Raw genomic sequence first — 15807 nt, 5'->3', positions numbered from 1 at the left:
CGCTTTCAATAATCTTACTCAGAATTACTTGTGGTAAGGCTTAGACAATTCGTGAACAGCGTCAACGAATACACCAGCATTCTCTGGCGGTACATCTAAGTGGATACCGTGGCCTAGGTTAAATACATGACCTGTACCACCGTCACCGAAGCCTTCAAGGATGCTGCCCACTTCTTCGCGAATACGTTCAGGTTGAGCGTAAAGCATTGAAGGATCCATGTTACCTTGCAGAGCAACTTTGTCGCCGATGCGAGCTTTTGCATCTGCGATGTTGATTGTCCAGTCTAGACCAACCGCATCACAACCTGTTGCTGCGATAGACTCAAGCCACATGCCGCCGTTCTTAGTGAACAGAGTAACCGGTACACGGCGACCTTCGTTTTCACGGATTAGGCCATCAACGATTTTGTGCATGTATTGCAGTGAGAATAGGTTGTAGTCACGAGGAGTCAGTACACCACCCCATGTATCAAATACCATTACCGATTGAGCACCCGCTTTAATTTGCGCGTTCAAGTATTCGATAACACTGTCAGCCAGCTTGTCTAGAAGCAGGTGCAGCGTTTGTGGTTCTGCGTACATCATCTTCTTGATCTTAGTGAATGCTTTAGAGCTTCCACCTTCAACCATGTATGTCGCTAGAGTCCATGGGCTACCAGAGAAACCAATCAGTGGCACTTCGCCTTTCAGGTCTTTACGGATCTGACGAACGGCATTCATTACGTATTGAAGCTCACCTTCTGGATCTGGTAGGCCAATCTTCTCTACGTCAGCTTTACACGTGATAGGACGCTCAAATTTAGGGCCTTCACCTGTTTCAAAGTACAAACCTAAGCCCATTGCATCAGGGATAGTTAGGATGTCTGAGAACAAGATTGCCGCATCAAGCGGGAAACGACGTAAAGGTTGAAGTGTTACTTCTGATGCCAGTTCCGCGTTTTTGCACAAAGACATGAAATCGCCCGCTTCAGCGCGCGTTGCTTTGTATTCAGGAAGATAGCGGCCAGCTTGGCGCATCATCCATACCGGTGTGTAATCAACAGGCTGTTTTAAAAGTGCGCGTAAATAGCGATCGTTTTTTAATTCGGTCATTCCGTTAAATTCCAATTCAATCTTGTCTAGTTTTGATGGCAAGTATTCTAACACTGATTGAAGGGTAAAAGCTTTGTGCTTTGCAACCTAGATCAAGTTATTAACTTTTAAATCAATGCTTAATTTGCACCCAATTACGGGAGCATGTTAAAAATTTGTTCGCTAGCGAAAATTACAATTATAACATCTGAGTAGTCACTACTCAGCATCTCATAACGACATCTTACTTACCCCCTCCACTTGTGGAGGGTTTTTTTTAGCTTTTGATCACCCATAGGCCAAATACTATCACAGGCAAATTAGTGCTCTAGTATCTGCTCAGTCACACCATCTTTAATCACGTCATCAACGGTTTTCTCAATCAACTGTCTCGCAATGGTTCCAACAGGAGCAACATCAGGCAGGCTTGTTACGTCAAACCATTGAGCATCCGATAGCTCGCTGTAGTCAGGCTTGAGCGTACCACCAGCATAATCTGCGAGAAAGCCCATCATCATACTCGATGGAAACGCCCATGGCTGGCTGCCAAAATAACGAATATTATCGACATCGATACCCGTTTCTTCTTTGACTTCTCTTGCCACACACTGCTCTAAGGTCTCTCCGACCTCTAGGAAGCCCGCTATCACGGTATACATACCTGTCTTATGTCTTGGGTGCTGCGCAAGCAATATCTTGTTGTCGTTTCGTACAGCGACAATGATGCACGGGAAGATACGAGGATAATGAAGTGTGCGGCAATCTCCACACTGCATCGCCACCTGGTTATGGTTGAGATGATTTCGACCACCACACTGAGGGCAAAAACGCATACTTTGAGTCATATGCCCATATTGGATGGCTTTGCTTGCAGTCAAGAAACTCACTTCAGGCCAGTGCAGTAACTCTCTTAGGCTGACCATGCTCAGCTCATTCTCCACATCACAATCGTTGAGCCAATACACCTTGCGACCTTGATGCTGACCAATACAGATTGCATGCTCCACACTCAGCCCAAGCTCTTCAGCAGAGCCAAACGGAAACTGATCATTATTAACCCAAATATCACTACCAGAAACGACGCACCAATAAGCTTGCTCTGTCATTTTGTTATCACTTTTTTTTAACATCCCTATGCCTCATTGCTTGCAGTTCGTTCATTTTACTGGCAATCTAATTTCATACTAGAGTTGTAGCAGAGAATATTTCAAGCTATTACTTTTAGTAGCTACCAATAAAACGGACCCTGCTTAGGCAATTACTTGATCACAAGGTTGTGATCAGATCATGAGGACATGGTCATGCTAAATAAATTCAAACAAATACAAGAACAATGGGGTGGCTCTAATGAGGTCATCGATCATTGGCTCGAAACTCGACAGTCTCTAATCGTTGAGTATTGTAAGCTAGGTGCCTTGCAGCCAGCTAGCAACGGGCAATCAAACGTTGTTGAACTCCCTTCCCCTAAAGAAATAAGCTCATTCTGTGATCATGTTGTCGATTATATCTCAGAGGGTCATTTTAAGATCTACGATATGGTCATGAAAAAATGGCAAGCAACAGGCTTTAAAACCAATGACGAGATTGATACAACTTACGCGAAGATCGTACTTACAACCGAGCCGCTTCTAGAATTCAATGATAAGTACGTTAAAGTAAATGCAGACGATGAGTTGCCTAACTTCGAAGGAGATATGTCCAAAGTAGGTGAACTACTCGAACTACGTTTTGAAGTAGAAGATAATCTTATCCAGCTTATTGCAGACAGTTTAGCTATTCCACCAGGCGCTTAGTTAGCCGAATCCTTAATAAGCTTGCCTCTGTGCAAGCTTTTTGTTTTGTCTGTAAGGTTATCCAAACTACCCAGAACCTTTCAGACAGAGCTTACTCGCTCGCCCTGACCTTTAGCCATAAGCATATGGTTACAGCCCTAATCAGCCTAGTCATCTCTACCCTTTATCTTACTGGCCTCAAAGAGCACTCTTCAGGACATAAATCCAACCTCACCAGCTAGATAAGCACACCTATCACTTTATAAGTCATAGCTAAATACCAATACGCCAGATACAAAAAAGGCACCCGAAGGTGCCTTTTTCTTATCTCTTAGAGACTACTCGTAGAGCTTACTCTTCTGAAGAGAAACCAGCGTTTAGAAGTGCTGCTAGATTGTCAGTAGCTTGTTCAGCTGAAGGACCTTCTTGCTCTTCTTCACGTTGTTTTTGACGCTCTTGGTGGTATGCGAAACCAGTACCAGCTGGGATCAGACGACCAACAATTACGTTCTCTTTCAGACCGCGAAGGTCATCACGCTTACCAGAAACCGCAGCTTCTGTTAGTACGCGAGTCGTTTCTTGGAACGATGCAGCTGAGATGAATGACTCAGTTGCAAGAGATGCTTTAGTAATACCTAGTAGATCACGTTCGAAACGTACTAGTTCTTTACCTTCAGCTTCTAGCTTACGGTTAGCAATCTTAACATTGTGGTACTCAACTTGTTCGCCAGGTAGGAACGGAGAGTCACCAGAATGAGTGATTGTACACTTACGTAGCATTTGACGAACGATAGTCTCGATGTGCTTATCGTTAATCTTTACGCCTTGTAAGCGGTAAACTTCTTGAACTTCGTTCGCGATGTACTGAGTTACTGCGTGGATACCACGTAGACGCAGGATATCGTGTGGAGTTTCAGGACCGTCGGCGATTACATCACCACGTTCAATCTTCTCACCTTCGAACACGTTCAATTGACGATGCTTAGGAATCATCTCTTCGTAAGCGTCACCGCCTTCACGAGTGATTACTAGACGACGCTTACCTTTCGTTTCTTTACCGAAAGACACAGTACCTGTGTGCTCAGCAAGGATCGCAGGCTCTTTAGGCTTACGAGCTTCGAATAGGTCAGCTACGCGTGGTAGACCACCGGTGATATCTTTGTTTCCGCTCGATTTTTGAGGGATACGAGATAGTGTGTCACCGATGCCAACTTCAGCGCCATCTTCGATGTTTACAATCGCTTTGCCAGGTAGGAAGTAGTGAGCTGGCATATCAGTACCAGGGATCATTACGTCGTTACCTTGCTCATCAACAAGTTTGATAGCTGGACGCATATCTTTACCTGCTGCTGGGCGAGCTGCTGCGTCTGTAACTTCACTTGAAGAAAGACCCGTTAGATCGTCAGTTTGACGAGAAACTGTAATACCATCGATCATATCTACGAATTGGATACGACCTGCCACTTCAGTGATGATTGGCATGGTATGCGCTTCCCAGTTAGCTACAACTTCACCAGCAGTAACTGCTGCGTTGTCGCCTTTGGTTAGCATCGAACCGTAAGGAAGTTTGTGCTTCTCTTTAGTACGGCCGAATTCATCAATAATCGTCATCTCAGATGCACGAGAAGTGATAACCAGTTTCTTATCTTTGTTAACTACGAACTTAGCATTGTGAAGTTTCACAGTACCAGTTGTCTTAGCTTGGATGCTGTTCTCTGCTGCTGCAGTAGATGCCGCACCACCGATGTGGAACGTACGCATCGTTAGCTGTGTACCCGGTTCACCGATAGATTGTGCAGCGATAACACCAACTGCTTCACCTTGGTTCACTAGGTGACCACGTGCTAGGTCACGACCGTAACACTGTGCACAACAACCGAAGTCTGCATCACAGGTAACAACAGAGCGCACTTTCATGCTATCTACTGAGTTGTCTTCCATGATTTGACACCACTTCTCATCAATCAGAGTATTACGTGGAATCAGTACATCTTCAGTACCAGGCTTAAGAACGTCTTCAGCTACTACACGACCTAGAGCAAGCTCAGAAAGTGCAACTTTAACGTCACCACCTTCGATGTGAGGCATCATGTCGATACCTTCATGCGTGCCACAGTCATGTTCGTGTACTACAACGTCTTGAGCAACGTCTACTAGACGACGAGTTAGGTAACCCGAGTTTGCTGTTTTCAGTGCTGTATCCGCAAGACCCTTACGAGCACCGTGCGTTGAGATAAAGTACTGAAGGACGTTTAGACCTTCTTTAAAGTTCGCTGTGATCGGCGTTTCGATGATTGAACCATCTGGACGCGCCATCAGACCACGCATACCTGCTAGCTGACGAATCTGAGCTGCAGAACCACGTGCGCCCGAGTCGGCCATCATGTAGATGCTGTTGAACGATTCTTGCTGTTCTTCTTCGCCGTCACGGTTGATAACTGTTTCAGAAGATAGGTTATCCATCATTGCTTTCGCAACGCGGTCATTCGTAGATGCCCAGATATCGATAACTTTGTTGTAACGCTCACCCGCAGTAACAAGACCAGATTGGAATTGCTCTTGGATTTCGCGAACTTCTTCTTCAGCAGATTCAATTTCATCGTATTTCGCTTGAGGTACAACCATATCGTCGATACCTACAGAAACACCAGAAAGTGCAGCGTATGCAAAACCTGCGTACATGATTTGGTCAGCAAATACTACTGTATCTTTTAGACCAAGCTTACGGTAACACTCGTTAAGAAGAGTAGAGATCTGCTTCTTACCTAACTTTTGGTTAACGATGCTGTACGGTAGGCCAGCTGGAACGATTTGCCATAGCATTGCACGGCCGACAGTTGTATCAACCATCTTCGTTTCAGTAGTGCTGTTACCATCTTCGTCTACTACAGTTTCGGTGATACGTACTTTAACGCGAGCGTGTAGCTCAGCAGTCTTAGTACGGTATGCCTTTTCAGCCTCAGCAGGGCCAGCAAGGTACATACCTTCGCCTTTCACGTTGATCTTGTCACGTGTCATGTAGTAAAGACCCAATACAACGTCCTGAGAAGGTACGATGATCGGATCACCTGACGCTGGCGACAGAATGTTATTCGTCGACATCATCAGTGTACGTGCTTCAAGCTGTGCTTCTAGAGTTAGAGGCACGTGTACCGCCATTTGGTCACCATCGAAGTCGGCGTTGTATGCCGCACACACTAGTGGGTGAAGCTGAATCGCTTTACCTTCGATTAGTACTGGTTCAAACGCTTGGATACCTAGACGGTGAAGTGTAGGTGCACGGTTAAGCAGTACTGGGTGTTCGCGGATTACTTCGTCCAGGATATCCCAAACGATAGCTTCTTCGCGCTCTACCATCTTCTTAGCAGCTTTGATTGTCGTAGCCATGCCACGAGTTTCTAGCTTGCTGTAGATGAACGGCTTAAATAGCTCAAGTGCCATCTTCTTAGGAAGACCACACTGATGTAGGCGAAGGTATGGACCTACTGTGATTACAGAACGGCCAGAGTAGTCTACACGTTTACCTAGAAGGTTCTGACGGAAACGACCTTGTTTACCCTTGATCATATCAGCAAGAGATTTCAGAGGACGCTTGTTAGAACCAGTGATAGCACGACCACGACGACCGTTATCTAGAAGTGCATCAACAGACTCTTGCAGCATACGCTTTTCGTTACGTACGATGATGTCCGGAGCAGCTAGCTCTAGAAGGCGCTTCAAACGGTTGTTACGGTTGATCACACGACGGTAAAGGTCGTTCAGATCTGAAGTCGCAAAACGACCGCCATCTAGTGGTACTAGAGGACGTAGATCTGGCGGCAGAACCGGAAGTACAGTCAGAATCATCCATTGCGGATCGTTACCCGATGCAATGAACGCTTCAACTAGCTTCAGGCGCTTAGTAACTTTTTTACGCTTAGTTTCTGAGTTAGTCGTTTCTAACTCTTCGCGCATTTCTTCCACTTCTTGATGAAGGTCCATTGTTGCAAGCAGATCTTTGATCGCTTCAGCACCCATCTTAGCAGTAAATTCGTCACCCCACTCTTCTAGACGATCCAGATACTCTTCTTCAGTAAGCATCTGAGATTTTTCTAGATCAGTCATACCTGGTTCAGTTACTACGTACATCTCGAAGTAAAGAACACGTTCGATATCACGTAGAGGGATATCCATTAGTAGACCGATACGAGACGGCAGTGATTTTAGGAACCAGATGTGAGCAACTGGTGAAGCTAGCTCGATGTGGCCCATGCGGTCACGACGAACTTTAGTTTGTGTAACTTCAACGCCACACTTCTCACAGATAACACCACGGTGCTTCAGGCGCTTGTATTTGCCACAAAGACATTCGTAGTCTTTAACTGGACCAAAAATACGTGCACAGAACAGACCATCACGTTCAGGTTTGAACGTACGATAGTTAATTGTTTCCGGCTTTTTAACTTCACCAAAAGACCATGAACGGATCATGTCTGGTGAAGATAGACCGATTTTGATTGCATCAAATTCTTCGGTCTTATGCTGTGCTTTTAGAAAGTTTAATAAGTCTTTCACATTCAGCTCCTGTAAGGAGTTAAAGGAGCTCACTGCTGTAGCAAGCTCCCTTTTACCAAATAATCCTATCTTCTTTTAAAAAGAAGGAGGGATTACTCTTCGTCTTCTAGCTCGATGTTGATACCTAGCGAGCGAATCTCTTTCAACAGTACGTTGAACGACTCAGGCATACCAGGTTCCATGCTATGGTTACCGTCTACGATGTTCTTATACATCTTAGTACGGCCGTTAACGTCATCTGACTTAACTGTTAGCATTTCTTGTAGAGTATATGCAGCACCGTATGCTTCTAGTGCCCATACTTCCATCTCACCGAAACGCTGACCACCGAACTGAGCTTTACCACCAAGTGGTTGCTGAGTTACTAGGCTGTAAGAACCAGTTGAACGAGCATGCATCTTGTCATCAACCAAGTGGTTCAGTTTCAGCATGTACATGTAACCAACAGTTACAGGACGCTCAAACGAATCACCAGTACGACCATCAAACAGTTTAAGCTGACCAGATTCTGGCAGATCACCCAGTTTAAGTAGTTCTTTGATTAGAGACTCAGAAGCACCGTCGAACACAGGAGTAGCAATCGGTAGACCGCCACGTAGGTTCTTGATCAGTGTACGAACTTGATCATCAGACAGTTCAGCAATATCAACTTTCTGACGAGTATCACCAAGATCGTAAACCTTCTGTAGGAACTCACGGAACTTATGCAGTTCTTGTTGTTCCTTAACCATTTGGTTGATCTTGTCACCGATACCTTTCGCAGCCAAACCTAAGTGAACTTCTAGGATCTGACCGATGTTCATACGCGATGGTACACCCAGCGGGTTAAGTACGATGTCTACAGGCTGACCTTTCTCATCGTATGGCATGTCTTCAACAGGGTTAATCTTAGAGATTACACCTTTGTTACCGTGACGACCGGCCATCTTATCACCAGGCTGGATACGACGTTTAACCGCTAGGTAAACTTTAACAATCTTAAGAACGCCAGGCGCTAGATCATCACCTTGAGTGATTTTACGACGCTTAGTTTCAAACTTCTTATCGAAGTCTGCTTTTAGCTCATCCCACTGCTCAGCAAGTTGCTCAAGCTGTGTTTGTAGCGCATCGTCTTCTAGAACTTGCTCTAGCCATTGCTTACGACCGATAGTATCAAGCTTAGCTTCAGAGTAACCACCAGACAGAAGTACAGCTTTAACACGGTTAAGAAGGCCACCCTCAAGAATTTGGAACTCTTCAGTTAGGTCTTTCTTAGCTTCTTTAAGCTGCATCTGTTCGATTTCAAGTGCACGCTTGTCTTTCTCTACGCCATCGCGAGTGAAGACTTGTACATCGATGATAGTACCCGAAACAGAGTTTGGTACACGTAGAGAAGTATCTTTAACATCAGATGCTTTCTCACCGAAGATAGCACGTAGCAGCTTCTCTTCAGGAGTCAGTTGAGTTTCACCTTTAGGGGTTACTTTACCAACTAGGATGTCGCCACCCTTAACTTCAGCACCAATGTAAACGATACCTGACTCGTCTAGTTTAGACAGAGCAGACTCACCTACGTTTGGAATATCAGCTGTGATCTCTTCAGAACCCAGCTTAGTATCACGAGCCACACAAGATAGTTCTTGGATGTGGATTGTCGTGAAACGGTCTTCTTGAACTACGCGCTCAGATACTAAGATCGAGTCTTCGAAGTTGTAACCGTTCCAAGGCATGAATGCGATACGCATGTTTTGGCCAAGAGCTAGTTCACCAAGGTCTGTTGAAGGACCATCAGCAAGAACATCGCCACGTGCAACTGGTTCACCAGGAAGTACAGTTGGACGTTGGTTAATACATGTGTTTTGGTTCGAACGCGTGTACTTAGTTAGGTTGTAGATATCGATACCAGCTTCGCCAGGTACCAATTCATCTTCGTTAACCTTAACTACGATACGAGAAGCGTCTACAGACTGAACTTGACCACCACGTTTAGCAACCGCTGTAACACCAGAGTCAACTGCGATGTTACGTTCGATACCAGTACCTACTAGAGGCTTATCAGCCTTAAGTGTTGGTACAGCTTGACGTTGCATGTTGGCACCCATCAATGCACGGTTCGCATCATCGTGTTCTAGGAACGGGATAAGCGAAGCAGCGATAGATACTACTTGGTTTGTCGCAACGTCCATGTAGTCAACGTGATCGCGTGGGTGAAGACCAGATTCACCTTTTTGACGAGCTGTGATTAGCTCATCTGCAAACGTACCTTCTTCAGTAAGAATGGTGTTTGCTTGCGCGATTACGAATTGACCTTCCTGGATTGCAGACAGGTAATCAACTTCTTCTGTTACTACACCATCTACTACACGACGGTACGGAGTTTCTAGGAAACCGTAATCGTTACAACGTGCAAACGCAGATAGTGAGTTAATTAGACCGATGTTTGGACCTTCAGGCGTTTCGATCGGACATAGACGACCGTAGTGAGTTACGTGAACGTCACGTACTTCGAAGCCTGCGCGCTCACGAGTAAGACCACCAGGACCTAAAGCAGAGATACGACGTTTGTGCGTAACTTCTGACAATGGGTTGTTTTGGTCCATGAACTGTGAAAGCTGTGAAGAGCCAAAGAATTCTTTAACTGCAGCAGAGATCGGCTTAGCGTTGATAAGATCTTGAGGCATGATTGCATCAAGGTCACCAAGGCTTAGGCGCTCTTTAACGGCACGTTCTACACGAACTAGACCAACACGGAATTGGTTTTCTGCCATTTCACCTACAGAACGGATACGACGGTTGCCAAGGTGGTCGATATCGTCCACTTCACCAATACCGTTACGGATACCAATCAGTTTCTTCATCACTTCGATGATGTCTGATTCATCCAGAGTACCGCGCTCTTCTTCTTCTTCACGCTCGATAGAGCTGTTGAACTTCATACGGCCTACAGTTGATAGGTCGTAACGTTCTTCAGAGAAGAATAGGCTTTCGAATAGAGACTCTGCAGCTTCTTTTGTTGGTGGCTCGCCAGGACGCATCATGCGGTAGATTTCTACCAATGCAGAGATGCGATCTACTGTGCTATCAGCGCGTAGAGTGTCTGACATGAATGGACCGTGGTCTAGGTCATTCGTGAACAGAGTTTGTAGAGCCTTGTGACCTGCTTGAGACAGGTTAGCAAGTGCTTCTAGGCTAATCTCTTGGTTCGCGCCAACGATGATCTCGCCAGTTGCTTCATTGATGTAATCTTTAGATGCAACTTTACCAACGATGTACTCTACTGGTACTTCGATGTGCTCAACGCCATCTTTTTCAAGTTGACGGATATGACGAGCAGTAACACGACGACCAGTCTCAACGTAAGTTTTTCCGTTTGCTTCGATGTCGAATGACGCAGTTTCACCACGTAGACGATCAGGAACCAACTCCATAAGAAGAGTTTGGTCTTTAACTTCGAAGTTCACCTTGTCGAAGAACAGATCTAGGATCTCTTCAGTCGATTTACCAAGTGCACGAAGAATAATCGATGCTGGTAGCTTACGACGACGGTCGATACGTACGAATAAGTTATCCTTAGGATCGAACTCAAAGTCTAACCATGAGCCACGGTAAGGAATTACACGTGCGTTATAAAGAACTTTACCTGATGAGTGGGTCTTACCCTTATCACTGTCGAAGAACACGCCTGGGCTTCGGTGCAGCTGGGATACGATAACCCTCTCGGTACCATTAATTACGAAAGTACCATTGTCTGTCATAAGCGGAATTTCGCCCATGTAGACTTCTTGTTCTTTAATGTCTTTTACAGTACCTGCTGGTGCATCTCGATCAAAGATAACTAGACGTAGTTTTACGCGTAGTGGCTTTGAGTAAGTAACACCGCGGATTTGACATTCTTTAACGTCAAAAACTGGCTCACCAAGACGGTAGCTAACGTATTGCAGCTCAGAATTGCCGTTGTAGCTCTGAATTGGAAATACAGAACGGAAAGCAGCTTCAAGACCGTATTGACCTTCTGGATCCTGTTCGATGAATTTGTCGAAAGAATCAAGCTGGATCGATAACAGGTATGGAATGTCCAAAACTTGTGGACGAGTACCAAAATCCTTACGGATGCGCTTTTTCTCGGTATAAGAGTAAACCATGGGGTTCCTCAGCTCGCTGATAAGTGACCCAAACCACCCAAAACACTCTTCAGAGGGGGTGGTGACAAACAGCTGTTTAGTGGTAGTGAACAATCATTTCGAAAAAATGACTGTTTTTTTGCTCGGATTATGACGGTTAAACAGCGGAAATTTCGTCATAGCCCTACAGCGCAAAAAGGCCGGTGGTTAATAAACCACCAGCCATTAGCCTTGCGGCTATGAAATTAAGTAATAATTACTTGATTTCAACAGAAGCGCCAGCTTCTTCTAGCTGTGCTTTAAGAGCTTCAGCTTCAGCTTTGTCAACGCCTTCTTTAAGCGCTGCAGGAGCTGAGTCTACAAGACCTTTAGCTTCTTTAAGACCTAGGCCAGTTGCGCCACGTACAGCTTTGATAACTTGTACTTTGTTAGCGCCAGCAGCAGTTAGGATTACGTCGAATTCAGTTTGCTCAGCAGCAGCGTCGCCGCCAGCTGCGCCACCAGCTACAACTGCAGCTGCAGCTGAAACGCCGAATTTCTCTTCCATAGCTTCGATAAGCTCAACAACTTGCATTACAGACATTTCTGCAACTGCGTCTAGGATTTGCTCGTTAGTAATAGACATAACAATTCTCTTTTAAGTCAACAATAAGTTTAATTTGCAACCAGTGAAAAGCAAGGCTTAAGCCGCTGCTTCTTCTTTTTGGTCACGTAGTGCAGCGATAGTACGAACCAGCTTGCCAGCAGAAGCTTCTTTCATGCACATCATTAGGCGTGCGATAGCTTCGTCGTAAGTTGGTAGTGTCGCTAGTACTTCAGCATCAGTAACTGCGCCTTCAAATGCAGCAGCTTTGATCTCGAAATCTTTGTTCTCTTTAGCGAAGTCTTTGAAAAGACGCGCTGCAGCACCTGGGTGCTCGTTAGAGAACGCGATCAGAGTTGGACCAGTGAAAGTGTCTACTAGACACTCGTAGTCTGTACCCTGAACCGCACGGCGTGCTAGTGTGTTACGAACAACTTTCATGTAAACACCCGCTTCGCGAGCTTGTTTACGTAGAGAAGTCATTGCGCCAACTTCAACGCCACGAGAATCAGCTACAACTGCAGAAAGTGCACCACTGGCAGCTTCGTTGACTTCAGCAACAATTGCTTTTTTGTCTTGAAGATTTAAAGCCATTTGGATTAACCTCTGGTTGTGATTACAGCACTCAATACAAAATGTAATGAGCGTTTACGATGTTATTTAAAAATGAATAAATTCATTTCAAACCACAACATCGCCTACGTAGGTTTTATTAAGCTATCAATAATCTAATGAAAATCGACAGCGCCTACGGTCTTGGGATAGATGATTTCAAATTGCTTTAAAACCACCCAACCACAAATATTAGGCGCAGAAGTATACACTAAATCTGCGCCTAAGCAAATTAGTTTGCTTGAGTGTCAAGACTAGCTTGATCAACAGCAACACCAGCACCCATCGTAGTAGAGATGCTTACTTTCTTCAGGTAAGAACCCTTAGCTGAAGAAGGCTTAGCTTTCTTAAGAGCAACTAGAAGAGCTTCTAGGTTCTCTTGAAGCTGGCTAGCTTCGAAAGATGCTTTACCGATAGTAGTGTGGATGATGCCGTTCTTGTCGTTACGGTAACGAACCTGACCAGCTTTAGCGTTCTTAACCGCTTCAGCAACGTTAGGAGTTACAGTACCAACTTTAGGGTTTGGCATAAGGCCGCGTGGACCTAGGATTGTACCTAGTTGACCAACAACACGCATTGCATCTGGAGAAGCAACAACTACGTCGAAGTTCATTTCGCCTTTTTTCACTTGCTCAGCAAGATCTTCCATACCAACGATATCTGCGCCAGCAGCTTTAGCAGCTTCTGCGTTTGCACCTTGAGTGAAAACAGCAACGCGGATGTCACGGCCAGTACCGTGAGGTAGCACTGTTGCGCCACGAACGTTTTGGTCAGATTTACGAGCATCGATGCCTAGGTTAACAGCAACATCTACAGACTCAACGAATTTAGCAGTCGCTAGTTCTTTAAGAAGAGCAACAGCTTCGCTGATTTCGTATTCTTTAGTTGAGTCAACTTTGTCGCGGATTACGCGCATACGCTTAGTAAGTTTAGCCATGATCTTATCCCTCTACCACTAGGCCCATTGAACGAGCAGTACCAGCAATAGAACGTTTCATTGCTTCGATGTCAGCACCAGTCATATCAGCAGCTTTAGTTTCTGCGATTTCCTGAACTTGAGCGTCAGTAACAGTACCAACTTTCTCAGTGTTTGGACGACCTGAACCAGACTTAACGCCAGCAGCTTTCTTAAGAAGAACAGCAGCAGGTGGAGTCTTAGTTACGAACGTGAAAGAACGGTCGTTGTAAACAGTAATAACTACTGGAGTAGGTAGACCTTTCTCAACAGATTCTGTTTTTGCGTTGAACGCTTTACAGAATTCCATGATGTTCACGCCATGTTGACCTAGAGCAGGACCAACCGGTGGACTTGGGTTTGCCATACCAGCTGCAACTTGCAGTTTGATATAAGCTTCAACTTTCTTAGCCATGATATTTCCTAATATTTTGGGTACATGCGCTAGCCGCAAGGCGAGCTCCCCATAAATTCAATTAACTCTTTTTCACTTCCACAGAAGCAAAAAGGCGCGAAATTATAATCATAATTCGCGCCTTTAACAACCCTAAAAAGGTGATTTTTTATACTCTTTTATTTTGAACAACTTATGAAGTATTTATCCACAGCTTGTTCAAAACTTAGAGTTTTAGTCCAGTTTTTCAACCTGACCAAATTCAAGCTCAACCGGTGTTGCACGACCAAAGATCGATACAGATACCTTAATGCGGCTTTTCTCGTAATCTACTTCTTCAACAGTACCGTTGAAGTCAGCAAATGGACCATCGTTCACACGAACCACTTCACCCGCTTCGAACATTGTCTTAGGACGTGGAGACTCGCTCGCTTTCTCTAGACGGTTCAAGATAGCATCAGCTTCTTTATCAGTGATTGGTGCAGGACGATCAGAGGTACCACCAATGAAGCCCATAACACGCGGAATGCTGCGTACTAAGTGCCATGATTCATCATTCATGATCATTTGAACTAATACGTAGCCAGGGAAGAATTTACGTTCACTTTTACGGCGTTGGCCTGCACGCATTTCCACTACTTCTTCAGTAGGTACTAGCACATCGCCAAATAGTTCTTCCATGTTGTGCATTTTAATATGCTCGCGTAGCGACTGTGCAACACGACCTTCAAAGCCAGAAAAGGCTTGAACTACATACCAACGTTTTTTTGGAGCTTCACTCATGAATCAGAACCCTCTACACCCCAGTTGCTAGAGAAACTAGACGGACCATAATGCCGTCAATTCCCCAAAGCACTAGAGACATAACAATACATACAGCTAAAACGATCAATGTAGTTTGCATAGTTTCTTGGCGAGTAGGCCAAACAACTTTACGAATCTCCATACGAGATTCTTTTGCAAAATCGATCGCAGCTTTACCTTTAGTTGTTGTTGCTGCAACGCCTAGTGCGGCAGCAATCAGCACAACTACACCTGCAGCGCGAATTACAACAGACAATTCACCATACAGGTAATTACCCACAACAGCAGCAGCCAACAGAACAAAAGCGACAATCCACTTCATTGTATCTGCTGCACCTGAGCTATCAGGAGTTTCAGCGTTTGCTTTCATAAAACCAACCTGTGATAAGTCTTAAATATAGACGACAATAACCCCGCTGTTGCAGGGCACATTCCTTTGCGTTGCAAAACAACACATCTAACAGTCATTTTAGTCAAAAAGACCGTTTAATTCTTTGCTAAGAGCAAAAATCGATGTCAAAACATCCAACTCTTTTTTTAGCGCAGAAAAAGGGCATCAAATGATGCCCTTTTTACTAGTGGTTCGTCAAATCTTATGCAAAGATTTTAGCTACAACACCAGCACCAACTGTACGGCCACCTTCGCGGATTGCGAAACGTAGACCTTCGTCCATTGCGATTGGAGCGATTAGCTCAACAGTCATTTGAACGTTGTCACCTGGCATTACCATTTCTACGCCTTCTGGTAGAGTGATATCGCCTGTTACGTCAGTTGTACGGAAGTAGAACTGTGGACGGTAACCTTTGAAGAAAGGAGTGTGACGGCCGCCTTCGTCTTTAGAAAGTACGTATACTTCAGACTCAAACTTAGTGTGTGGGTTGATAGAACCTTTCGCAGAAAGTACTTGACCACGTTCAACGTCATCACGCTTAGTACCACGTAGAAGTGCACCAACGTTCTC

Annotated in this window: 11 protein-coding genes and 1 pseudogene; 1 reads left to right on the top strand and 11 read right to left on the bottom strand. The window is 44.9% G+C overall.

Features of this window, described 5'->3' with window-relative positions; translation table 11 throughout:
* Positions 1-24 precede the first annotated feature (24 nt).
* Both hemE and nudC read right to left on the bottom strand, forming a co-directional pair.
* The gene (gene hemE, locus AB6D58_RS07480) at positions 25-1092 is read right to left on the bottom strand and encodes a uroporphyrinogen decarboxylase (RefSeq protein WP_017060530.1); all 1068 of its coding nucleotides are present in this window, start codon (positions 1090-1092) and stop codon (positions 25-27) included.
* A gap of 299 nt (positions 1093-1391) precedes the next feature.
* A complete protein-coding gene (gene nudC, locus AB6D58_RS07475; protein ID WP_372156895.1) occupies positions 1392-2201 on the bottom strand; it encodes an NAD(+) diphosphatase in 810 nt (269 codons plus the stop codon).
* A 165-nt stretch (positions 2202-2366) separates the two neighbouring features.
* Here nudC and AB6D58_RS07470 point away from each other — a divergent pair, with 165 nt between their 5' ends.
* Complete coding sequence (locus tag AB6D58_RS07470) at positions 2367-2864, top strand: Rsd/AlgQ family anti-sigma factor (protein ID WP_032546263.1); 498 nt, start codon at positions 2367-2369, stop codon at positions 2862-2864.
* Positions 2865-3194: 330 nt separating this feature from the next.
* On the opposite strand, the gene rpoC is transcribed toward AB6D58_RS07470, so the two are convergent.
* The 9 genes and pseudogenes from rpoC to tuf all read right to left on the bottom strand — a co-directional run.
* Positions 3195-7397: a DNA-directed RNA polymerase subunit beta' gene (rpoC, locus tag AB6D58_RS07465; protein ID WP_017060527.1), complete on the bottom strand. Its 4203-nt coding sequence runs from the start codon at positions 7395-7397 to the stop codon at positions 3195-3197.
* A gap of 92 nt (positions 7398-7489) precedes the next feature.
* The gene (gene rpoB / locus AB6D58_RS07460) at positions 7490-11518 is read right to left on the bottom strand and encodes a DNA-directed RNA polymerase subunit beta (protein WP_017060526.1); all 4029 of its coding nucleotides are present in this window, start codon (positions 11516-11518) and stop codon (positions 7490-7492) included.
* Between the two features lie 235 nt (positions 11519-11753).
* Positions 11754-12122: a 50S ribosomal protein L7/L12 gene (gene rplL, locus AB6D58_RS07455; RefSeq protein ID WP_017060525.1), complete on the bottom strand. Its 369-nt coding sequence runs from the start codon at positions 12120-12122 to the stop codon at positions 11754-11756.
* A gap of 57 nt (positions 12123-12179) precedes the next feature.
* Complete coding sequence (gene rplJ / locus AB6D58_RS07450; protein WP_017060524.1) at positions 12180-12674, bottom strand: 50S ribosomal protein L10; 495 nt, start codon at positions 12672-12674, stop codon at positions 12180-12182.
* 250 nt (positions 12675-12924) lie between these two features.
* On the bottom strand, positions 12925-13629 hold the full coding sequence (rplA, locus tag AB6D58_RS07445) for a 50S ribosomal protein L1 (RefSeq protein ID WP_017060523.1): 705 nt from the start codon (positions 13627-13629) through the stop codon (positions 12925-12927).
* A gap of 4 nt (positions 13630-13633) precedes the next feature.
* A complete protein-coding gene (gene rplK / locus AB6D58_RS07440) occupies positions 13634-14062 on the bottom strand; it encodes a 50S ribosomal protein L11 (protein WP_010435555.1) in 429 nt (142 codons plus the stop codon).
* 213 nt (positions 14063-14275) lie between these two features.
* Positions 14276-14824: a transcription termination/antitermination protein NusG gene (gene nusG, locus AB6D58_RS07435; RefSeq protein WP_010435556.1), complete on the bottom strand. Its 549-nt coding sequence runs from the start codon at positions 14822-14824 to the stop codon at positions 14276-14278.
* A gap of 13 nt (positions 14825-14837) precedes the next feature.
* Complete coding sequence (gene secE / locus AB6D58_RS07430) at positions 14838-15215, bottom strand: preprotein translocase subunit SecE (RefSeq protein ID WP_010435558.1); 378 nt, start codon at positions 15213-15215, stop codon at positions 14838-14840.
* Positions 15216-15438: 223 nt separating this feature from the next.
* Positions 15439-15807 (bottom strand): annotated as a pseudogene (tuf, locus tag AB6D58_RS07425) (elongation factor Tu); the annotation flags it as partial.

Source organism: Vibrio sp. 10N.239.312.D08, assembly GCF_041466145.1.
In the GTDB taxonomy this organism is placed as follows: Bacteria; Pseudomonadota; Gammaproteobacteria; order Enterobacterales; family Vibrionaceae; genus Vibrio; species Vibrio crassostreae_C.
This window is presented reverse-complemented; position numbering and strand designations above follow the sequence as displayed.

What these genes read in the sequence shown, in the direction of transcription:
- hemE (WP_017060530.1), bottom strand. Translation starts at nt 1,092, where the DNA reads ATGACCGAATTAAAAAACGATCGCTATTTACGCGCACTTTTAAAACAG.
- nudC (WP_372156895.1), bottom strand. Translation starts at nt 2,201, where the DNA reads ATGTTAAAAAAAAGTGATAACAAAATGACAGAGCAAGCTTATTGGTGC.
- AB6D58_RS07470 (WP_032546263.1), top strand. Translation starts at nt 2,367, where the DNA reads ATGGTCATGCTAAATAAATTCAAACAAATACAAGAACAATGGGGTGGC.
- rpoB (WP_017060526.1), bottom strand. Translation starts at nt 11,518, where the DNA reads ATGGTTTACTCTTATACCGAGAAAAAGCGCATCCGTAAGGATTTTGGT.
- rplL (WP_017060525.1), bottom strand. Translation starts at nt 12,122, where the DNA reads ATGTCTATTACTAACGAGCAAATCCTAGACGCAGTTGCAGAAATGTCT.
- rplJ (WP_017060524.1), bottom strand. Translation starts at nt 12,674, where the DNA reads ATGGCTTTAAATCTTCAAGACAAAAAAGCAATTGTTGCTGAAGTCAAC.
- rplA (WP_017060523.1), bottom strand. Translation starts at nt 13,629, where the DNA reads ATGGCTAAACTTACTAAGCGTATGCGCGTAATCCGCGACAAAGTTGAC.
- rplK (WP_010435555.1), bottom strand. Translation starts at nt 14,062, where the DNA reads ATGGCTAAGAAAGTTGAAGCTTATATCAAACTGCAAGTTGCAGCTGGT.
- nusG (WP_010435556.1), bottom strand. Translation starts at nt 14,824, where the DNA reads ATGAGTGAAGCTCCAAAAAAACGTTGGTATGTAGTTCAAGCCTTTTCT.
- secE (WP_010435558.1), bottom strand. Translation starts at nt 15,215, where the DNA reads ATGAAAGCAAACGCTGAAACTCCTGATAGCTCAGGTGCAGCAGATACA.